Here is a 20736-nt window from a genome sequence, read left to right as displayed (position 1 = left end):
TGTTTCGATGAGTAAAACAGTCGTTCTAGCTGAGAAACCTTCTGTTGGGAGAGATTTAGCTAGAGTGTTACATTGTCATAAGAAAGGAAATGGTTTTCTTGAGGGAGATCAGTATATTGTTACATGGGCACTTGGGCACCTTGTGACATTGGCTGATCCGGAAAGCTATGGAGATCAATATAAATCATGGCGCTTGGAAGATTTGCCAATGCTGCCCGCACCGCTTAAGCTAGTGGTTATTAAAAAAACAGGTAAGCAATTTCAAACGGTCAAATCACAGTTATTGCGCAAGGATGTGCGTGACATTGTAATTGCAACAGATGCAGGGCGTGAAGGGGAGCTTGTCGCACGATGGATCTTAGAAAAAGCTCATGTAAACAAACCAATTAAAAGACTTTGGATATCTTCTGTCACAGATAAAGCGATTAAAGAAGGCTTCCGCAAGCTTAAAAGTGGAAAAGAATATGAAAATCTTTATGCATCAGCCGTAGCAAGGGCAGAAGCAGACTGGATTGTTGGCTTAAACGCAACACGTGCGCTCACAACCAAATACAATGCACAGCTATCTTCAGGACGTGTCCAAACACCAACATTAGCGATGATTGCTCAGCGCGAGGAAGAAATCCGAAGCTTTAAGCCTAAGAAATTTTATGGAATCAAAGCTGTAACCGAGAAGGGACTATCATTCACCTGGCAGGATGCAAAGACAAACGATACGAAATCATTTGATGCCGAATCGATTGATAGAAAGCTCGGTCAGCTAAAAGGAAAAGAGACCAAGATAGTCAATGTGAAGGTTACGCCTAAAAAGACATATTCGCCTGCTCTTTACGATTTAACCGAGCTGCAACGAGATGCAAATAAGCGGTTTGGTTATTCAGCAAAAGAAACACTTTCCATTATGCAAAAGCTCTATGAACAGCATAAAGTGTTAACATATCCACGAACAGATTCACGCTATATTACAAGCGACATTGTAGCAACCTTAAAGGATCGCCTTGAAGCGTGCCGGATCAAACCATATGCACCAGCTATTGCAAAGATTTTAAGCAAGCCTATTAAAGCAAATAAATCATTCGTAGATGATCAAAAGGTATCAGATCACCACGCCATCATTCCGACAGAAGAATCTGTACCATTAAGTGCATTATCAGATAAAGAACGGAAAATCTATGACCTTGTCGTTAAACGTTTTGTTGCTGTTCTTTCACCTGCTTATCAATATGAACAAACAGTTGTGACAGCTAAAATTGGTGATGAATCGTTTTTGGCAAAGGGAAAGCGTGTCATCTCTCCAGGCTGGAAAGAAGTATACAGTGACCATGTAGACGAAGACAGTGAAGATGATCAAACACTTCCAGCTTTATCAGAAGGTGATACGTTTTCGTTAAGAGCTATCTCCAAAACAACTGGAGAAACAAAGCCGCCTGCCAGATTCAATGAAGCAACACTACTTTCAGCTATGGAAAATCCAACAAAATACATGGCAGGTGAAAGCAAGGATCTGATTAAAACGATTGGGGAAACAGGCGGACTTGGAACCGTTGCAACAAGAGCTGATATTATTGAAAAGCTGTATAGTAGTTTTTTAATAGAGAAAAAAGGCAAAGAACTCTTCATTACATCAAAGGGTAAGCAGCTTTTAACGTTGGTTCCAGAAGAATTAAAGTCACCTGTTCTCACAGCAGAATGGGAGCAAAAGCTAACGAAAATTTCCAAAGGTGCTCTACCAAAACAAGTCTTTTTAAACGAAATGAAGCAATATGCGAAAGAAGTAGTAAATGAAATAAAAAATAGTGAACAGAAATTTAAGCACGATAATCTGACAGGAAGCAAGTGCCCTGAATGTGGCAAACTAATGCTGGAAGTAAACGGAAAGAAAGGTAAAATGCATGTTTGCCAGGATCGTGAATGCGGTTATCGAAAAGGTATCTCAAAGGTGACAAATGCCCGCTGTCCAAATTGTCACAAAAAGTTAGAGTTACGAGGCCAAGGAGAAGGTCAACTATTTGTTTGTAAATGCGGCCACCGCGAAAAAATGTCTACCTTCCAGGAAAGACGTAAAAAGAATCAAAATAGTAAGGTATCAAAACGTGAAGTCTCAAATTACATGAAAAAGCAAGATGATAACTTTTCAAATAACGCATTAGCAGATGCGTTAGCAAAGTTGAATCTTAAAGAATAACAACTGTGAAACGCTAAAGATAAGGAAGATCCAACGTGCCAATTATTAAAACAGATATGTTTATATATGCACCGCGCAACATTTGCTTTGATGTTGCGCGTGATATCGATATTCATACCGAGTCCACAAGCCAAACAAATGAACGTGCCATCGGTGGTGTAACAAGCGGTCTCATCGGACTGAACGAAACCGTCACCTGGGAAGCTGTACACTTTGGGGTTAAGCAAAACCTAACCGTTCGAATCACTGAATTCGACTTCCCTAACCGTTTCGTCGACGAAATGGAAAAAGGAGCCTTCAAACGTTTTTACCACGTACACGAATTTATTGAAAAAGAAACCGGCACTCTTATGGTCGACACATTCGACTACACCTCCCCGTTCGGCATTATTGGAAAGCTTGCGGACCGACTGTTTTTAGAGCAGTATATGAAAGAATTTTTAATTAAGAGAAATCGGTATATTAAGAAGATTGCTGAAGAGAGAGTGGGCCGCTGAATGCGGTCTTTTTGAATTGGACTAGTAATAAATGTAAGCAAAATGTGTCGAATGGTAGATTATCATTTATCCATAAAAAGTAAGAAATAACCCCCAAACAATCCTTTATCTATCCATGTAAGCAATATTATTTCCAAAAAAGTGAACGTTTTATGAAGAAACTATTACAAAATCGTGATCAACCGTTGAACGTTACATGACAAAAATTAAAAAATATACCTTTCAGGTTTGTCCTCTGCTATGATGTGGGTATTGAATTACGTGTTACTCGCGTATATGTGAGTTTCACTATGTTCATTTCTTCACAAAAGCAATTCACAACATTTTAGCTAGTGGTTAGTCAAACTAACTATAGTATAGATCCTAGTGTGTCTATGCATAAAGGAAAGGAGTACTTTTATGAAATTAAAATGGTCTTTGTTTGCGATTATGTTAACAATTGCTGCTGTTTTATCTGGATGTGAGCCGTTATTGGTTTTGGATCCAAAGGGGCCTCAGGCTGAAAGACTAGCAAGTGACATTCTGTTAACAATGGGTATTATGCTATTTATTGTTCTTGTTGTATTTGGACTTTTAATTTACATGCTAGTAAAATATCGTGCTTCTAAGCAGCCTGATGATTATGAGCCGCCTCATATTCACGGGAATGTATGGGTTGAAACGATTTGTGTTGGTGTACCAATTTTAATTGTTGCTTATCTTTCTTTTGTATCTGTTCAAAGTAACTATATTGTAGAGGCAAAGCCGGAAGGCTACGGAGATAAAGAGCCTTTAGTTGTGTATGCATCATCTTCTGATTGGAAATGGCATTTTAGCTATCCTGAAGAAAATATTGAAACAGTTAACTACTTATATATACCAACTGATCGTCCGCTTGAATTTAAATTGTATTCACACGGACCGATTACAAGCTTCTGGATTCCGCAGCTTGGTGGACAGAAGTATGCGATGAATGATCACGTTACAACACTTCATTTAGCTGCAGATGCACCAGGTGAGTATATGGGCCGTAACTCTAACTTTAGTGGTGCTGGATTTGCTGAAAATACATTTAATGTAACAGCGATGTCTCAGGAAGAATTTGATGAGTGGGTTGATGAAGTAAAAGAAACAGCTGACCCTCTTACAAAAGATGAATTTTCAGAGCTGTTAGAACCAGGTCATCTTGGGCAGTTAACATATACTGGAACTCATTTAGAGTTCTCACCTCCGAATGAACATCATCATGGTGAAGCTGAGGAAGAAGAAGCTTCTGATGCAGAAACTGAGGAATCTCACGATGATCATTCAGAACATGAAGACATGTCTCAATCAGAGCATGAACACATGAATCATTAAAATTTGGCTTATCACTAAGCTTAACTTGTTCTAATGAAGAAAAACTTGTCCGTTAAACATTTTCTTCTTTACAAATAATTCATTTCCGAAAGGAGTCACAAACGTATGGATTTCTTTGATCGTTTTGCCGTACCTCATCCAAGTTTTGCGATCTATGCAGCAATGGTTGCGATTGGATTAACAACGATTGCAATCCTTGCTGGATTAACATACTTTAAAAAATGGGGTTATTTATGGCGTGAATGGTTAACGACTGTTGACCATAAACGTATCGGTATTATGTATTTAATTTCTGCGTTAGTTATGTTATTCCGCGGTGGCGTTGACGCGATTATGTTGCGTGCACAGCTTGCCGTTCCTGATAATACATTACTAGATTCACAGCATTATAATGAGATTTTTACAACTCATGGTGTTGTTATGATTCTATTTATGGCAATGCCATTTATCATGTTCTTCATGAACTTAGTTGTTCCACTGCAAATTGGAGCACGTGATGTTGCATTTCCACGTCTGAATGCTTTAAGCTTCTGGTTGTTCTTTATGGGAGCTATGTTATTTAACATTTCATTCGTTGTCGGTGGATCACCTGATGCAGGTTGGACTTCATATTTCCCACTGGCTAGTGAGGAATTCAGTAAATCTGTCGGAACGAATTATTATATGATTGCGATACAGATCGCCGGAATCGGAACCCTGCTTACGGGTATTAACTTTATTACGACGATCATGAAAATGAGAGCACCTGGTATGACATTAATGAAAATGCCAATGTTCACTTGGTCTGCGCTTATTGCAAACTTAATTATCGTATTTGCTTTCCCTGTATTAACAGTTGCACTTGCAATGGGAACAATGGATCGTCTATTTGGAACCCACTTCTTTACGATCGATAACGGTGGTATGGATATGCTTTGGGCGAACTTGTTCTGGGTTTGGGGACATCCTGAAGTATATATCTTGATTTTACCGGCATTCGGTCTTTATAGTGAGATTATTTCAACATTCTCAGGTCGTAACCTATATGGCTACAAGTCAATGGTTTGGTCAATGGTGTTAATTTCTCTTCTTTCTTTCTTAGTATGGGCGCATCACTTCTTTACAATGGGTCAAGGTGCGTTTACAAACAGTATTTTCTCTATTACAACAATGGCGATTGCTGTACCGACTGGGGTTAAGATCTTTAACTGGTTGTTCACACTGCGAAAAGGTAAAATTCGTATGACAACGCCAATGCTTTATTCAATGCTATTCATCCCGCTTTTCACATTAGGTGGGGTAACAGGGGTTATGCTTGCAATGTCTGCAGCTGACTACCAATACCATAATACAATGTTCTTAGTTGCTCACTTCCACAATGTTATTATTCCTGGTGTAGTGTACGCTATGCTTGCTGGATTAACATATTACTGGCCGAAAATGTTCGGCTTTATGTTGAACGAAAGAATTGGGAAATGGACAGCGTGGTTACTTTCTATCGGTTTCGTCCTAGCATTTATCCCAATGTATATTACTGGTTTAGACGGTCAAGTACGTCGTAGCTTCACATATTCAGAAGCAACTGGATTTGGTCCATTAAATATGGTGTCATTTATCGGTGCCGGAATTATGATGATCGGTTTTGCGTTAATCGCTTATAACATCTATTACAGCATTCGTTATGCACCAAGAAATATCGGTTCAGATCCTTGGGATGCACGTACACTTGAGTGGGCTACACACACTCCAGTTCCAGAGTACAACTTTGCAATTGTACCTGAAGTGAAAACAAGCGAAGCATTCTGGGATGCGAAGAAACACGGTCATGAACTATTCAAAGGTGAATATAAGAAAATTCATATGCCTAATAACAGTGGTATGCCATTCATTATGAGTTGTTTCTTCTTTGTATGGGGCTTCTCGCTGATCTTTAGCTTATGGATTCCAGCTATTATAACAACAATTGGGATTTTCGTATTTATGACACTTCGTTCGTTCGAAAAAGATCATGGTCGATATATTCCTGTTAAAGAAATTGAAGAAACTGAATCAGAATTGCGAGGTGCTTAAACATGAAAATTGATAACTCGCTTCCACTTGAATATAGTACAGAAGAAAATCAATTAAAGATCTTTGGATTTTGGATTTTCCTTGGTGCGGAAATCATGCTTTTCGCAACACTTTTCGCAACTTACTTTACATTATATAATCGTACAGGATCAGGTCCTGACGGAGCAGAAATCTTCGTTATCACGCCTGTTATTCTTGAGACACTTTTACTTTTAACAAGTAGTTTTACGATCGGTCTTGGTATCCATGCCATGCGTCTTGGTAGAGTAAAGGCAATGATTAATTTCTTTGTCGTGACACTTATTTTAGGATTAGGGTTCTTAGGTATTGAGATATATGAATTTATTCATTATGCTCATGAGGGAGCAGGTATTGGAGTAAGTGGCTTTACGTCAATTTTATTAACGACATTAGGAACGCACGGTGCCCACGTAACACTAGGGTTTTTCTGGGGATTATTTATTGTAATGCAAGTGAAAAAACGTGGATTAACTCCAGAAACAGCAAATAAGTCGTTTATCTTTTCACTTTATTGGCACTTCCTAGATGTAGTTTGGATCTTTATCTTTAGCTTCATCTATCTGAAAGGAATGATGTAAACATGAGCGAATTATTTCCGCTTAAACAAGTTATGGGATTTGTTTTTTCATTAGTCCTTACAGTCGTTGCACTTGGTGTTTACTTCTTTGATATGTCGTTTCCGGTAGGGATGACTGTACTTCTTGTAACAGCATTCATACAAGCAGGTCTTCAGCTTGTTGTCTTCATGCACGCAGGTGAAACGGAAGACAGAGCGGCTATTTATACAAACATCTACTACGGAGTAATCATTGCGTTAGTGACTATTTTTGGTACACTGCTTGCAATGGTTTGGGATATGGGCTAAAAGCAAAAAAGGGTATGACTCTAATTGAGAGTCATACCCTTTTTTATCGTTTAAAAAATTATAAAATTCTTGAACTGGGGCTAAGCGCTTCGACATCCAGCTCCAGCGCCTAGCCCCTCGAGGTCATAAGCCCCAAATGAATTGAAGACAAAGAACGTCTTCTATTCATTTGGGGCTTATGCTTGTCGGGGCTAATCAAGGCGCTTGCGCTTTTGTTCTTAATGAATATAGTTCTCGTCAGTTCTGCTTTGTAAGAATTCCGGTAGTTCAGATTTCCAAAGAACATAAAGAACAGTTAAGTGTGCTGCAACGATATTAAAAATGAACATTGATCCAAACACAAGGTGGCCAGTTCCGAAATCAGAGTACATATAGAGAATTAATGTTGTCCACATCAGAATAATAAGTGGTACTTGTAATATAGCAAGCTTTCTATTTTCCTTCCATAAAAACAATGGGGTTGCTGTTCCTATTAATAAATAAGCAAAAAATACATCCATTTTGACACACTCCCTTAACATTGGTATCGCTTACAAGTCTGTGTCCTAATTAGTAACATTTTGTGAACTTTTTGTTACAATTACTATAACATACTTGCCAACAAGAAATAAAGAGAAAAGTGCATGGAGTAAAAAAGATTTTGGCATGTTAAGCAATATACATTGACGACAAGAATTTGTTTAGAGTATAAGTGAAGATGGAGAGTAAATAGTATATGTTTTGTAAGTAAGTAAGATTCAGGTTTTACTCAAGAACTTGTCGTGTTTCTTTTACATTTCATGCACTTTCTTTGTACTACTAGTTATACGTTTCCCCGTATGATAAAGATGAAACATGGAAGTATACTTGGAAAAGCCTTAAGGAAAGGTGGATTACATGAAAACAACTCAGGAAATTTCCAGACGAAAGCTTCTAAGTATTGCAGGATTAGGATGGATGTTTGATGCTATGGATGTCGGAATTCTTTCATTCATCATTGCAGCTCTTCAAAAGGATTGGAATTTAACTTCTTCCCAAATGGGCTGGATCGGCAGTGTAAATTCAATTGGAATGGCAGTAGGAGCTTTAGTGTTTGGATTAATGGCTGATAAAGTCGGCCGAAAGCAAGTATTTATTATTACTCTGTTACTTTTCTCAGTGGGAAGTGGTCTTTCTGCATTTGTCACCTCCTATGCACTGTTTCTTATTTTAAGGTTTTTTATTGGTGCCGGGTTAGGAGGAGAGCTTCCGGTTGCATCTACATTAGTGTCTGAAAGTGTTCCTGCTAATGAACGTGGAAAAGTTGTTGTCTTATTAGAAAGCTTTTGGGCTGGTGGCTGGTTAATCGCTGCACTAATCTCTTATTTCGTTATCCCTACATATGGTTGGCAAGCTGCACTTTTATTAAGTGCTCTACCAGCATTTTATGCATTGTATTTAAGAATGAAACTACCGGACTCTCCAAGATTTCAAGCGGTTGGTGTGACGAAACAAAAGGAATCCCCGTTCACAAAAATTTCCAAGGTATGGGCTAAGCCTTATGTAAAACAAACAGCCATGCTTTGGATTCTATGGTTTTGCGTAGTATTTTCCTATTACGGTATGTTTCTTTGGTTACCAAGTGTGATGGTGTTAAAAGGCTTTAGCTTAATAAAAAGCTTTCAGTATGTGCTTATCATGACACTTGCCCAGCTTCCAGGCTATTTTGTTGCTGCATACCTAATTGAACGCGCAGGTCGAAAATTTGTCCTCATTACGTTTTTAATTGGGACAGCCTTTAGTGCTTATTTCTTCGGAAATGCTGATACTCTACCATTATTACTAACATCAGGTATCTTTTTGTCATTCTTTAACCTAGGGGCATGGGGTGCGCTTTATGCCTATACACCTGAGCACTATCCAACAGAGGTGCGCGGAACTGGAGCAGGACTAGCTGCATCATTTGGAAGAGTTGGTGGAATTTTAGGACCCTTACTTGTCGGATATTTAGTAGCAGCTGAATATTCAATCAACATCATCTTTCTAATTTTTGCAATATCCATTATTATTGGAGCTCTAGCTGTGTTACTGCTCGGTGAAGAAACAAAGCAGAAAGAATTAATATAAGCAGATTAGTATGTGATGAGAGGAAAAAGAGTTATCCTTTTTATAATAGAAAAAAGGAGGCAATAACCTTGAATGATGTAATTAAAACGATATTAAATCATCGTTCCATCCGCAAATTTGAGGATAAAGCATTAACAGACGAACAAATTCAAGTAATCGTTCAAAGTGCCCAGGCAGCATCTACTTCAAGCTTTATTCAGGCATATTCGATTATTGGTGTAAAGGATAAAGAAAAAAAGCTGAAGCTGGCAGAGTTAGCAGGTGGCCAGAAATATGTAGCGGAAAATGGACATTTCTTTGTCTTTTGTGCCGATTTGCACCGACATCAATTAATTGCTGGTCAATATAATCATGATGCGAGTGAAGTTCTGGAGAGTACGGAAAAATTTATGGTAGCTGTGATTGATGCAGCTCTTGCAGCGCAAAATGCTGTGCTCGCTGCTGAATCCATTGGTCTTGGTGCTGTTTATATCGGAGGTCTAAGAAACCAATTATCAGAAGTGTCAAGTTTATTAAAAACTCCTGCACATGTTCTTCCTGTATTCGGTATTGCGGTCGGATATCCTGCGCAGCAGCCGGATCAAAAGCAAAGACTGCCGCTTGAGCATGTGTATCATGAAGATGAATATCAACAAGATCAAACCAGGTATATCAATCAGTTAAAAGAGTATGACGAACAAATTTCTGAATACTATGAACAGCGGACGAATGGTGAAAGAAAAGACACTTGGACAGGTCAAATGGCAGGCTTATTATCAAAACCTACTAGAATGTATATGAAAGAATTTGTAGAGAAAAAAGGATTTAATAAGCGATAAATCTATTATAGTCAGGTGCTTTTATGCATCTGGCTTTTTTGTACATTAAGAAAAACAAAGGCTTACGCATACAAGGCGAGTTATTCTAATTTATTAGATTTCCTATAGTAAGACTGCTAAATATAGTATAATGGCAAAAAAGATAGAAGATTTTAGTAATTACCGGATTATTCCGTTGCATATGATAGATAAAGAAAGGAGCTGAAAAAGCTTGAAAAAACAGCGAATTGTTCTCATCTTTACAGTGGTAAGTTTATTACTCATGCTAGGCTCGATTCTTTACCAAACCCTTCAAGAAGAAGATCCATATCGTTTTTACACAGGGTTAGGACAGGAATTTGATATAGGTCCAGATGATTCTCGAGTTGCGTTTTCGTATTTTTTAGATGGTCATGAAGCGATTTATGTGTCAAATCTGGATGGGACGGATGTTACTAGATTAAGTGAGAAAATAGAAGGAAGATCACATTCACCAAAATATTCATCTGATGGAGAAGAACTGCTGTTTTTGACAGAGGATGATCAACGTATTCAAACAATTACCGTAATGAATCATGATGGTAGTAATGCAAAGCGGTTAGCGCTGGATAGTCTTCATGTAACAGATGCTGTTTTTGCCCCTGACAAGGAGTCTATATACTTTGTTGCAATGCCTGCTTCTGAAGTTGGGAAATCAGAAGGTGAAACAAAAGAAGGATTTGATCTTTATCAAGTTCATCGTCAGAGTGATCAAGTTGATCAACTAACAGACAGAGATCATTTTTCAATGAATGATCTTTCTATTTCAGCTGATGGAAAGACTTTGTATTACAGTTTATATAAAACGACTGAACAGCTTGTTGCCTATTCTTTAGAGAAAAAAACCGAATCATCCGTTGCACAAATCAAAGATGATATGTATTCTTCCGTTCTGTCTAAAGATGGTACATTGCTCGCTTATACAGCAGTAACTGAACAATCAAAGAATACTAGCTTGTTTCATTATGAGTTATTTGTAAAAAATATCGAAAGTAATAAAACGAATCAATTAACAGATTTACAAGCAAATGTGCAGTCACCTGTCTTTTTGCATGAAAAGGATGAAATTGCATTTTTGCATTATGAAAATTGGCCGGGGGAACCGGAGGAATATCAATTAATGTCAGTATCTCTTAAAGGTAATGGTAAACCGGAGTTAATAAACCTTGATCTACCTGCCTCTAGCGGAAGTTACTTTATTCCAAAAACAATTGGGTTTATGCTAAGTGAACAAGCAATAGCTGTTTATTATATTCTCTTTTTTGCTGGATTGATTTTGATTGCTCAAAGAAAGTCAGGTAAAGTTTACTTGCCATCATTAGTTAGTCTTGCTCTAGCTGTTCTCACGTTTGTTGGCAGCTTTATCATTGGTTTTTTCACAAACCCTTGGTACGGAATAGGACTGGGGATGGTGGCGATTACGATGTTTGTTTGTTCGTTACTTCTCATACTATTTTCATTTATCCTAAAAAGATTTACTAGAAGATCCTAAGGAAATGTTTATTTCTTTAGGATTTTTGTTATTTCTACAAGCTGTTGGTGAATAGATTTTAAGCGAAGTATGCAAAGCTGGGAGGGCCATACATGTATCCATATCCTGTTTATCCGTATTATGGGAAAAAGCAAAAGACAAAGGTGCAGCCAATTGTATTTCCACCACAACATCAAAATCGTCATCCAGGTTTTGAATTTGAAATGACTCCTCCACCAATCTCAGAGTGGGATGGCTATAAAGGAAGTGGAAAGTTAAAGAATAAAGTAGCAATTATAACTGGGGGAGATAGCGGAATTGGAAGGGCGGTTGCCTATGCCTTTGTAAAAGAGGGAGCGGCAGTTGTTATTCCTTATTATAATGAGCATCAAGATGCCCAGGCGACAAAGCGAAGAATTGAAGAACTGGGTGGGAAATGTTTACTTTGCCCCGGAGATTTATCACGGGAACAATCATCCTATGAAGTTGTCAAATCAGCCATTCGAACGTTCGGCCGATTAGATGTTGTTGTCAATAACCATGCTGTACAGTATGTTCAAAAAAGCATTTTAGATATATCAGCAGAGCAACTGGAAAAAACGTTCAAAACAAATATATTTGCCTTTTTCTATATGGTCAAAGCAAGCCTGCCTTATTTAGAAAAGGGAAGCTCAATTATTAACACAACATCTGTCACTGCATATGAAGGAAACAAAACATTGATTGATTATTCTGCGACAAAAGGAGCCATCACAACGTTTACAAGATCTTTGTCACTGTCTCTTGTGGATAAACAGATAAGGGTGAATGGGATAGCACCAGGTCCAATATGGACTCCATTAATTCCCTCGAGCTTTTCAGCGGAAAATGTCGCAACATTTGGTTTAGACTCCAAAATGAAACGACCTGGACAGCCATTCGAGCTTGCACCTGCATATGTGTATCTTGCATCAGATGATTCACGTTATGTAACAGGTCAGGTTTTGCATGTAAATGGAGGTCAATTCAGAACGTCGTAACCGCAACTTAGGAACTATAAAATAACCCTGTGAATAACTTGTGTATAGTGGATAAAAGTCCTATATATATTGTGGCGAACGAATGTACCCACACAAAATGTGGATAGTAAATGTGGATATGTTGATAACTTTTGTGGATAAGTTGTTGTTAACTAGGTAATAGGCTGTTAATATCTAAATTTTTACGATATAAAAGTGGAAAACTGTAAGCAATATCAACATTTTCTAAATGAAAGCGCAGTTATCCACATGTGAAAAATAAAATTTAAAATAAGGGACCGTTTACAAAGACGGTCCCTTTATCTTTGCTTAGGAATTTATAAAATTCCTGAACTGTGGCTGATCAAGGCGCTTGCGCTTTTGTTCATTGTATGAACCGTTTCTTTTTGACAAATCATAACTAGTACTTAATTTTAAAGGACGTGTCATGATGACTGAAAAAACAAATACATATGAATGTATCATCGTTGGAGCAGGAATTGCGGGCTTGCAGGCAGCGATTCAATTAGGAAGATATATGCATAAAGTAATGGTGATTGATTCTGAAGATGGAAGATCAAACTTATGCAGAGGCTACCACAATATATTGGGATGGCCGGATGGAGTAAGCGGTGAAACTCTTAGAGATCTAGGTAAAAAACAAGCAGCACAATATGGAATTGAATTTATAAAGGACTATGTTATCGAAGCAAAAAAGAGTAATGAAAGAATATCAGTGAAAACTGAATCCGGTAAAACATATGAATCCACAACGCTTCTGTTATCCACAGGAATTAAAGATCGAATTCCGGAGATAAAAAATATTATCCCATGTTTAGGTGTTTCTATCTATGTATGTCCAGATTGTGATGGCTATGAGGTAAGAAATCAGCATGTTCTTCTGTTAGGATCCGGAAAAACAGGTGCAAGTTTGGCGTTAACCTTAACATATTGGACAGAAAAGATTACATTCATCAATCATGATGGAGAAGTGGAGCAGTCATTATTAGAGAAGTTAAAGCAAAAGAACATAGATGTTATTCATGAAGAGATTGAGGCAATTGTTACTGAAAATGAATCTGACTTTAAAGGGGTAACATTAAAAAATGGACAAACCATTCAGGGTGATAAAGGATTTATTGGATTTGGCGGCAATGCCGTTCATTCTGAGCTTGCAAAGCAACTAGGTGTAGAAAGACTTGAAAACAAGCATGTTCTTGTAGATCCTCGAACAAAGGAAACAAATATAACAAATGTGTGGGCAGCAGGAGATCTTATTGCCCATTCAGAGCAGGTGACCATCGCAATGGCAGACGGATGTCAGGCGGCCATATGGATTCATAAACGGTTACTGAAAAATAATCAGTGACGTGAAATCTCTGTTTTCCTTCTTCATGATGTTTTGTATCATAGAGTGAGTAGGAATCAAAAAGGGAGAGGTTGGATTTGCGAAAAGAAATTGAGGATTTGTACGATGAAGTGTATGAAAAACTGGCTGAGTATCATCAAACGTCTTTTGAGTACACACAAAAGCTTTCAGATTACCCAATCACCCAACATGAAGAAGTAACAGAAAAGCTGGAAAGAATTGAGTTTGCCTTACAAGCGGCAAAGGATATTTTGGAAAACATCATGACTCCGGGAACAAAGATGACGATTATGCATCAAAAAGGGACCATTCAGATAGATCTAAATAATTGAGAGAACGAACACACGAGTCTATTTTTATACTTTCATAAAGCATGAAATTTTATGGGTAATAGGATAAGAAAAACTATAGCTTTCACATTAGGACTTGGCGATAGGCCAAGTTTTTCTAATAAAAAAGGGACAATTTATACCAAGTGATTATCTAGGAATAAAATGCAAATCTCTTTTAAAAAATGAAGTTTTCTGTATAATTAAGACATAAACAAAATAATGATCTATCTTCGGGGCAGGGTGAAATTCCCGATCGGCGGTAATAAGAGATTTTCTTTAAGCCCGCGAGCCTTTTAGGCAGGATTTGGTGCAATTCCAAAGCCGACAGTATAGTCTGGATGGGAGAAGATGGAGGTTCAGCTAACGTTCAAAAAATGACTTGATGAACGTTTATTTAGGATGCCTTCGTAAACTCCCTCATACATTTGTGAGGGAGTTTTTTATACGTTATCAACATAAGGTATCTTACTTTGCGAACACCTCTTCCAAACGCGATGGATCAATGGAGGAGAGATACAAATGATTAGAACAGAAAAATTTAGTGTAAGAACAATGGCATCAGTTGCAATGCTTAGCAGTATATCGTATTTATTAATGCTTTTAGTTTTTCCGTTACCACTATTTCCCACCTTTTTATTCATTGATTTTAGTGACATTCCTGCGCTACTTGCAACTGTTATGTTTGGTCCATTGGCAGGTGTCTTAGTCGTTTTAATTAAAAATATTATTAATTTCTTAATGATGGGGAGCCCAACTGGAGTGCCTGTTGGTCACATTGCAAACTTCTTAGCAGGAGTTGTCTTTATTTTACCTACGTATTATGTATATAAAAGAATGGAAACAAGAAAAGGGATAATGATTGCCCTGGCGGTTGGAACACTTTCAATGGCGATTGTTATGAGTATATTAAACTATTTATTTATACTTCCGGCATATACCTACTTCATGCAGGCACCTGATATGCGCAATTTAGTTATACCTGCGATATTACCGTTTAACGTAGTAAAAGGTGTCCTAATGTCAACTTTGTTTGTATTGGTATTTGTCCGACTTAAAAGTTGGATGGCGAAATTTGCATAAAAGAAATATGATCGTCCCCAGTGGTTTACTGGGGGTTATTTTTTGCCCAAAAGGTTAATATCAGGGAAAAGGAATAAATTTTGCAAGAGACAACATTTGATTCAAACCTAAACAGTATGTCTCTCTTGCCTAATTTCACCTGGTGATTTCCCAGTGAGTTTGCGTGTAATCTTGTTTAGGTAGTTAGCATTTTTATAACCGACTAATTGCGCGATTTCATCAACCGTGTATTTAGTATGCTGCAAAAGCTCGATGGCCTTTTGCAGTCGGATATTTGTTAAATATTGAATAGGAGTTGTTCCAGTTTCTTCTTTAAATAGTCTAGTGAAATGATACTTTGATAATTTTGAAGCCTCTGCCATTTCTTCAGCTCCAATGTCATCCTGGTAATAGTTTTTAGCGAATAATACGGCGCTTATGACTCCCTCTGACCAATCCTCCATATATTTATCAACTGTTTTTAATGATAAAGACAATTCCATTAGAAATTGATAGGCGATGCTTGATCCGTGATAGGCATTTGTTATTTTTTTCTCGATAGAATCATCGTAAATTTGCTTAAGAAACTTAATGAGTGTTGATTCCGGGTGAAATCGGATAACCTGGTTGTCTGATTTCTTTACATGCTCCCAGCAGCGTCTTGCTTCATTTCCGTATAGGGTTAAATAGAGAAATTCCCATTTCGATGAATGTTCTGGTAAATAATAATGATAATTGCTGGGGCTGCTGACAATAAATGCATGACCTGCTTTTAATTGATGTACCTTACCATCAATATTGATTTCACCATGTCCAGATAACGTATATTGAAAGATGTATTTATCTTGATCCTTTCTCTCCGTTCCGCTCCAAGAGTAAATGGATGAAGCTTGCTCATCCCAACCAACAGACCAAATTTGAGCAACACTGTTCACATGTGGCTCATTAAAACGAAAGACAATGGCTCCTTTTTTCTTTTCCATAGCAAAAAAATCCCCCTTTCTTACCCTTTTTATCTAAACTGAGCAAAAAAAGACTTATGTATTAATCAGAATAGTGTTTGATATAGTTAAAATCCTTGTATATAAAAGCTTATTCTAAGCAAAAAAGTGCTAATTAATAAAATAATTTTACCATTGTTCAATGAAAAATTGAAACTTACAATAAAGATAACGCTATCACAAACCAAAAATGCGAGATGAAGGGTGATTTTCAATGATAGATCAATTACTAGACCAGTTTAAACAAATATTCAAAACAGATCAGTCTGTTCGCACATTTTTTGCGCCGGGCAGAGTGAATTTAATAGGTGAACATACAGATTATAATGGCGGTCATGTGTTTCCATGTGCTTTAACATTTGGAACATACGCATTGGTAGCACCAAGAAATGACAAGTCTATCCGTCTGTATTCAGTAAATTTCCCTGATAAAGGAATTATTGAATTATCAACTCAAGATCAACTTGCGCTTGAAAAAGAACATGACTGGGCCAATTATCCTAAAGGAGTCATAAAAGAGTTCGCAGATCGAGGTGTTCAGGTAGAAACAGGATTGGATGTTTTATTCTACGGAAATATTCCAAATGGTGCGGGTTTATCTTCTTCAGCATCTATTGAACTTGTAACAGCAGTTGCTTTACAATCAATATTGGAAACAACGTTTAGTCGTGTTGATCTTGTTAAAATGAGTCAGCATGCAGAAAATGAGTTTATTGGGGTAAGCTGTGGCATTATGGATCAATTTGCCATAGGAATGGGAAGAGAAGACAATGCAATTCTGTTAAATTGTCAAACACTTGACTATCAATATAGCCCCATAGTCCTTGAGGATGCATCTCTTGTCATTGCAAACACAAATAAACGCAGAGCACTTGCGGACTCAAAGTACAATGAAAGGCGCTCTGAATGTGAACGTGCTCTTTCACAAATACAAACTCAAATTTCGATTCAATCTCTTGGCGACCTTACACCGGAGCAATTCGAAAGTCATCGTCACCTAATCAAAAATGAACTTGATCAAAAACGTGCAAAGCATGCTGTTTATGAAAATGCACGAACGATTCAAGCAGTTGAAAAACTGCAGCAAGGTGATATTAAAAGCTTCGGTCAGCTAATGTGTGATTCTCATACATCGTTAAGAGATGATTATGAGGTAACTGGTTTTGAATTAGACACATTAGTAGAAGCAGCTCTTAGCCAAGATGGTGTAATTGGCTCAAGAATGACAGGTGCAGGCTTTGGAGGATGTACAGTATCAATTGTAAAAAATGATAAAATCGAAGAATTTATTCGAGAAGTAGGCAAGCGTTATAACGAAAAAACAGGGTTAGAGGCTGATTTTTACGTAGCGAATGTTGGCGATGGAGCAAAAGAAATAAAAATGAATTAAGTGGAGGATGAAAAGATGGCAGTATTAGTATGTGGTGGAGCAGGATATATTGGGAGTCACACGGTGTCTGAGCTACTAGATCGTAATGAAGAGGTAGTGGTGGTTGATAATCTTCAAAAGGGACATCTTCCAGCTGTTTTAGAAGGAGCAAAACTTTACAACGGTGACTTACGTGATGAAGCTTTTCTAAAAAGCGTTTTTCAAGAAAATGAGATAGAAGCGGTCATTCACTTTGCTGCTGATTCATTAGTTGGTGAGAGTGTTGAAAAACCACTGCAATACTATGAAAATAATGTGTACGGAACAATGTGCCTTTTAAAGGTCATGACAGAATTTAATGTGAAGAAAATTGTCTTTTCATCAACAGCTGCAACTTATGGTGAAGCAGAAAATATTCCGATCGTTGAAACGGATCCAACTGTTCCGACAAATCCATATGGAGAAACAAAGCTTGCGGTTGAAAAAATGCTAAAGTGGAGTGAACAAGCATACGGGTTAAAATATGTTGTGCTTCGCTATTTCAATGTAGCAGGTGCTCATATGAAAGGAAAACTTGGTGAAGATCATGACCCGGAAACACACTTAATTCCAATCATCTTACAAGTAGCATTAGGAGATCGTGAGAAAATTATGATCTTTGGTGATGACTATAAAACAGAAGACGGTACATGTATAAGAGATTATATCCATGTAACAGACTTAGCCGATGCCCATATTTTGGCGATTGAAAAGCTGCGCAAAGAAAATACAAGTGCTACGTATAATCTCGGCAATGGAAACGGCTTTTCTGTAAAAGAAGTCATTGAAACAGCTCGTAAAGTAACAGGTCATCCAATACCTGCCGAAGTAGCACCACGCCGTGCAGGAGACCCTGCTGTATTAATAGCATCATCCGAAAAAGCCATAAAGGAACTAGGATGGAAGCCTAAATATGCTGATCTTCACACGATGATTGAAAGTGCGTGGAACTGGTTCCAAAAGAATCCTAAAGGCTATCAAAAATAAATTTTTGTTGTTTAAAATACTAAATTTTTTATGAATTTTGGCTAAGCGCTTCGACATCCAGCTTCAGCGCCTAGCCCCTCTAGGGTCTAGCCAATTTAGAATTGAAGGCAAAGAACGCCTTCTATTCTAAATCGTCTTATGCTTGTCGGGGCTGAACAAGGCGCTTACGCTTTTGGTCAAAAGACGAGAGGGTGTATACCGTGTCTATTCATATTGATAAAGAAATAGAACGATTGCTTCAATTTGCTTTAAAAAAGGAAATCATCACAATCTGGGACGTGGATTTAGCTCGAAATAAAATCTTAGAGGTGTTACAGCTTTCTGATACGAAGGCTGTAACAATCGAAGATGAAGAGTTGGAATCTCCTGTATCGATTTTAGAAAATATACTGGATTGGGCAGCAGAAAAAGGTCTTATCAAAGATAACACTGTGACATTCCGTGATTTGCTGGACACGAAAATTATGGGCTGTCTTGTTCCATCACAAGGAGAAATCATACGTCGATTTGATGAGCTTGTTTTTCAGGCTGGACCAAAACAAGCGACAGAATGGTTTTATCATTTCTCACAGGATGTTCATTATATTCGTACAGATCGGATTGCGAAAAATGAAAAATGGCTTGTTGGTACAGAATATGGCGACCTGCAAATGACGATCAATTTGTCAAAGCCTGAAAAAGATCCAGCCGCGATTGCAGCTGCGAGAAACATGCAAAAAAGTGAATATCCTTCTTGTTTATTATGTAAGGAGAATGTGGGATATGCAGGTCGCATAGATCACCCGGCAAGGCAAAATCACCGCATAATCCCTGTTACATTAGATGATGAGCAGTGGTTTCTTCAGTTTTCACCATATGTGTATTACAATGAGCATGCCATTGTTCTTGCCGGTGAGCATAAGCCGATGAAAATTTCTAAGGAAACTTTTAAAAAGTTACTGCATTTTGTTGAGCAGTATCCGCATTATTTCCTAGGATCAAACGCAGATTTACCGATTGTTGGCGGCTCTATTTTAAGCCATGACCATTTCCAGGGAGGACACCATACATTTCCGATGGAGGTTGCAGAAAAAATGCATACATTTTCTGTGAGCAAATATCCATCCATTGATTTCTCGATCGTGAAATGGCCGATGTCTGTCCTGCGTCTTCAAGGAACAAATCAAGCAGACTTAATGGAAGCAGCAGATGATATTTTACAGGAATGGAAGAACTATAGTGACGAAGCTGTAGACATACACGCATTTTCCGGTGAAACTCCACATAACACAATCACACCGATTGCCAGAAGAAGGGGCAAGCTTTTTGAACTTGATTTAGTATTAAGAAACAACCGAACAAATGATGAGCATCCATTAGGAATTTTCCATCCACATCAAGAGGTTCATCATATTAAAAAAGAAAATATCGGTTTAATTGAGGTTATGGGGTTAGCTGTATTACCGGGAAGATTACTAGATGAGCTGAAAAAACTAGCAGCTTTCCTTGTTGAAGCTGATGGCTTAGCTGAGATTGAAAAAGACGAAGAAATTAACAAGCATGTTGAATGGGCCAAACAGGTATATGAAAAACACCCGGATTTAACCGAAAAAAATGTTTATGATGTTCTGTTAAAAGAAGTAGGACATGTTTTTGCAACCATCTTAGAGCATGCAGGTGTATTCAAGCAGGATGAAGCTGGCCGACAAGGGTTTCACCGCTTTGTTCAGCAATTGAAAGCTTCTCTAAAATAAATTTCAATTTACTAGTATAAGATGTATCAAAAGTGTCAATGATGCTAGTAATCCCCCCCTAATTTTTATATATGTATGTGGCCTCCTTACTTGTAAGGAGGTATTTTTTTATTAAACAAAGGGACAGCTATAAACTGTCCCTATCATCATTAATGAGCCACAATGACAACTCTACCTTCATCAAGCTCTCTCTCTAATTCGTTTGCTTTTTCTTGGGAAACCCCTAGTGATGTCATTCTTTCTCTCAGTTCATCTCCTCGAGAGCGAAAGACATTAGCCACTTTATCAAAGACTCCTTCTTCTTTTAACCCGATATGACGAGTGTCTGTGTTTTCTGTTAAGTGTTTTGAACGGTCAGAATCATGTGCAAATAAATAGATGTGATCTTTTTGACATCCTTCACCTTCAAGTCTCTCGATAATCTCTGTAGCTTGTACACCATTTTCTACAACATATGTTTTCAAGTTCATCATCTCCTTTGCATTGTTACTAAACATGTACC

19 protein-coding genes and 1 riboswitch are annotated in these 20736 nt (G+C 37.8%); of the genes, 16 read left to right on the top strand and 3 right to left on the bottom strand.

Going from position 1 to position 20736, the window contains the following annotated elements; genetic code table 11:
* Positions 1 to 7 precede the first annotated feature (7 nt).
* From HWV59_RS00665 to qoxD, 6 genes are all read left to right on the top strand, one after another.
* Complete coding sequence (locus HWV59_RS00665) at positions 8 to 2185, top strand: DNA topoisomerase III (protein ID WP_175637835.1); 2178 nt, start codon at positions 8 to 10, stop codon at positions 2183 to 2185.
* 56 nt (positions 2186 to 2241) lie between these two features.
* Complete coding sequence (locus tag HWV59_RS00660; RefSeq protein WP_407941605.1) at positions 2242 to 2682, top strand: SRPBCC family protein; 441 nt, start codon at positions 2242 to 2244, stop codon at positions 2680 to 2682.
* A gap of 399 nt (positions 2683 to 3081) precedes the next feature.
* Positions 3082 to 4020 carry a cytochrome aa3 quinol oxidase subunit II gene (qoxA, locus tag HWV59_RS00655; protein WP_175637834.1) on the top strand — a complete coding sequence of 313 codons (939 nt, stop codon included), beginning with the start codon at positions 3082 to 3084 and terminating at the stop codon, positions 4018 to 4020.
* Between the two features lie 105 nt (positions 4021 to 4125).
* Positions 4126 to 6069, top strand: a complete 1944-nt coding sequence (qoxB, locus tag HWV59_RS00650) for a cytochrome aa3 quinol oxidase subunit I (protein WP_102230512.1) — start codon at positions 4126 to 4128, stop codon at positions 6067 to 6069.
* A 2-nt stretch (positions 6070 to 6071) separates the two neighbouring features.
* Positions 6072 to 6668, top strand: coding sequence for a cytochrome aa3 quinol oxidase subunit III (gene qoxC / locus HWV59_RS00645; RefSeq protein WP_102230511.1), 597 nt, complete (start codon positions 6072 to 6074; stop codon positions 6666 to 6668).
* Between the two features lie 2 nt (positions 6669 to 6670).
* Positions 6671 to 6955: a cytochrome aa3 quinol oxidase subunit IV gene (gene qoxD / locus HWV59_RS00640; protein ID WP_102230510.1), complete on the top strand. Its 285-nt coding sequence runs from the start codon at positions 6671 to 6673 to the stop codon at positions 6953 to 6955.
* 218 nt (positions 6956 to 7173) lie between these two features.
* Here the strand turns inward: qoxD and HWV59_RS00635 are convergent, their stop codons facing one another.
* Positions 7174 to 7455 (bottom strand): spore morphogenesis/germination protein YwcE, encoded by a 282-nt coding sequence (locus HWV59_RS00635; protein WP_175637833.1) that lies wholly within the window; start codon positions 7453 to 7455, stop codon positions 7174 to 7176.
* A gap of 376 nt (positions 7456 to 7831) precedes the next feature.
* Between HWV59_RS00635 and HWV59_RS00630 the strand changes: the two genes are divergently transcribed.
* The 7 genes from HWV59_RS00630 (at position 7832) to HWV59_RS00600 (ending at position 15126) form a co-directional block, all read left to right on the top strand.
* On the top strand, positions 7832 to 9040 hold the full coding sequence (locus tag HWV59_RS00630) for an MFS transporter (RefSeq protein WP_175637832.1): 1209 nt from the start codon (positions 7832 to 7834) through the stop codon (positions 9038 to 9040).
* 68 nt (positions 9041 to 9108) lie between these two features.
* The gene (gene nfsA, locus HWV59_RS00625) at positions 9109 to 9858 is read left to right on the top strand and encodes an oxygen-insensitive NADPH nitroreductase (RefSeq protein WP_102230508.1); all 750 of its coding nucleotides are present in this window, start codon (positions 9109 to 9111) and stop codon (positions 9856 to 9858) included.
* 211 nt (positions 9859 to 10069) lie between these two features.
* The gene (locus HWV59_RS00620; RefSeq protein ID WP_175637831.1) at positions 10070 to 11368 is read left to right on the top strand and encodes a TolB family protein; all 1299 of its coding nucleotides are present in this window, start codon (positions 10070 to 10072) and stop codon (positions 11366 to 11368) included.
* A gap of 92 nt (positions 11369 to 11460) precedes the next feature.
* Positions 11461 to 12366: an SDR family oxidoreductase gene (locus HWV59_RS00615; protein ID WP_175637830.1), complete on the top strand. Its 906-nt coding sequence runs from the start codon at positions 11461 to 11463 to the stop codon at positions 12364 to 12366.
* Positions 12367 to 12796: 430 nt separating this feature from the next.
* Complete coding sequence (locus HWV59_RS00610; RefSeq protein WP_175637829.1) at positions 12797 to 13714, top strand: NAD(P)/FAD-dependent oxidoreductase; 918 nt, start codon at positions 12797 to 12799, stop codon at positions 13712 to 13714.
* A gap of 77 nt (positions 13715 to 13791) precedes the next feature.
* Positions 13792 to 14046 carry a hypothetical protein gene (locus tag HWV59_RS00605; protein WP_102230504.1) on the top strand — a complete coding sequence of 85 codons (255 nt, stop codon included), beginning with the start codon at positions 13792 to 13794 and terminating at the stop codon, positions 14044 to 14046.
* 222 nt (positions 14047 to 14268) lie between these two features.
* Positions 14269 to 14400: riboswitch (FMN riboswitch) on the top strand.
* A 165-nt stretch (positions 14401 to 14565) separates the two neighbouring features.
* On the top strand, positions 14566 to 15126 hold the full coding sequence (locus tag HWV59_RS00600) for an ECF transporter S component (RefSeq protein WP_102230503.1): 561 nt from the start codon (positions 14566 to 14568) through the stop codon (positions 15124 to 15126).
* A gap of 107 nt (positions 15127 to 15233) precedes the next feature.
* Here the strand turns inward: HWV59_RS00600 and HWV59_RS00595 are convergent, their stop codons facing one another.
* A complete protein-coding gene (locus tag HWV59_RS00595) occupies positions 15234 to 16088 on the bottom strand; it encodes an AraC family transcriptional regulator (protein ID WP_102230502.1) in 855 nt (284 codons plus the stop codon).
* A 232-nt stretch (positions 16089 to 16320) separates the two neighbouring features.
* Here HWV59_RS00595 and HWV59_RS00590 point away from each other — a divergent pair, with 232 nt between their 5' ends.
* The 3 genes from HWV59_RS00590 (at position 16321) to galT (ending at position 20234) form a co-directional block, all read left to right on the top strand.
* Positions 16321 to 17496 (top strand): galactokinase, encoded by a 1176-nt coding sequence (locus tag HWV59_RS00590; RefSeq protein WP_175637828.1) that lies wholly within the window; start codon positions 16321 to 16323, stop codon positions 17494 to 17496.
* A gap of 15 nt (positions 17497 to 17511) precedes the next feature.
* A complete protein-coding gene (galE, locus tag HWV59_RS00585; protein ID WP_175637827.1) occupies positions 17512 to 18501 on the top strand; it encodes a UDP-glucose 4-epimerase GalE in 990 nt (329 codons plus the stop codon).
* 206 nt (positions 18502 to 18707) lie between these two features.
* Positions 18708 to 20234, top strand: a complete 1527-nt coding sequence (gene galT, locus HWV59_RS00580) for a UDP-glucose--hexose-1-phosphate uridylyltransferase (protein WP_102230556.1) — start codon at positions 18708 to 18710, stop codon at positions 20232 to 20234.
* 149 nt (positions 20235 to 20383) lie between these two features.
* On the opposite strand, the gene HWV59_RS00575 is transcribed toward galT, so the two are convergent.
* Positions 20384 to 20707 carry a general stress protein gene (locus tag HWV59_RS00575; RefSeq protein WP_102230555.1) on the bottom strand — a complete coding sequence of 108 codons (324 nt, stop codon included), beginning with the start codon at positions 20705 to 20707 and terminating at the stop codon, positions 20384 to 20386.
* Between the last annotated feature and the right edge of the window lie 29 nt (positions 20708 to 20736).

It is taken from the genome of Metabacillus schmidteae (assembly GCF_903166545.1).
Lineage (GTDB): Bacteria > Bacillota > Bacilli > Bacillales > Bacillaceae > Metabacillus > Metabacillus schmidteae.
The sequence above is the reverse complement of the archived record's forward strand: the minus strand, read 5'-3'. Positions and strand labels throughout refer to the sequence as shown.

What these genes read in the sequence shown, in the direction of transcription:
- HWV59_RS00665 (WP_175637835.1), top strand. Translation starts at nt 8, where the DNA reads ATGAGTAAAACAGTCGTTCTAGCTGAGAAACCTTCTGTTGGGAGAGAT.
- HWV59_RS00660 (WP_407941605.1), top strand. Translation starts at nt 2,242, where the DNA reads ATGTTTATATATGCACCGCGCAACATTTGCTTTGATGTTGCGCGTGAT.
- qoxA (WP_175637834.1), top strand. Translation starts at nt 3,082, where the DNA reads ATGAAATTAAAATGGTCTTTGTTTGCGATTATGTTAACAATTGCTGCT.
- qoxB (WP_102230512.1), top strand. Translation starts at nt 4,126, where the DNA reads ATGGATTTCTTTGATCGTTTTGCCGTACCTCATCCAAGTTTTGCGATC.
- qoxC (WP_102230511.1), top strand. Translation starts at nt 6,072, where the DNA reads ATGAAAATTGATAACTCGCTTCCACTTGAATATAGTACAGAAGAAAAT.
- qoxD (WP_102230510.1), top strand. Translation starts at nt 6,671, where the DNA reads ATGAGCGAATTATTTCCGCTTAAACAAGTTATGGGATTTGTTTTTTCA.
- HWV59_RS00635 (WP_175637833.1), bottom strand. Translation starts at nt 7,455, where the DNA reads ATGGATGTATTTTTTGCTTATTTATTAATAGGAACAGCAACCCCATTG.
- HWV59_RS00630 (WP_175637832.1), top strand. Translation starts at nt 7,832, where the DNA reads ATGAAAACAACTCAGGAAATTTCCAGACGAAAGCTTCTAAGTATTGCA.
- HWV59_RS00615 (WP_175637830.1), top strand. Translation starts at nt 11,461, where the DNA reads ATGTATCCATATCCTGTTTATCCGTATTATGGGAAAAAGCAAAAGACA.
- HWV59_RS00610 (WP_175637829.1), top strand. Translation starts at nt 12,797, where the DNA reads ATGACTGAAAAAACAAATACATATGAATGTATCATCGTTGGAGCAGGA.
- HWV59_RS00600 (WP_102230503.1), top strand. Translation starts at nt 14,566, where the DNA reads ATGATTAGAACAGAAAAATTTAGTGTAAGAACAATGGCATCAGTTGCA.
- HWV59_RS00595 (WP_102230502.1), bottom strand. Translation starts at nt 16,088, where the DNA reads ATGGAAAAGAAAAAAGGAGCCATTGTCTTTCGTTTTAATGAGCCACAT.
- HWV59_RS00590 (WP_175637828.1), top strand. Translation starts at nt 16,321, where the DNA reads ATGATAGATCAATTACTAGACCAGTTTAAACAAATATTCAAAACAGAT.
- galE (WP_175637827.1), top strand. Translation starts at nt 17,512, where the DNA reads ATGGCAGTATTAGTATGTGGTGGAGCAGGATATATTGGGAGTCACACG.
- HWV59_RS00575 (WP_102230555.1), bottom strand. Translation starts at nt 20,707, where the DNA reads ATGATGAACTTGAAAACATATGTTGTAGAAAATGGTGTACAAGCTACA.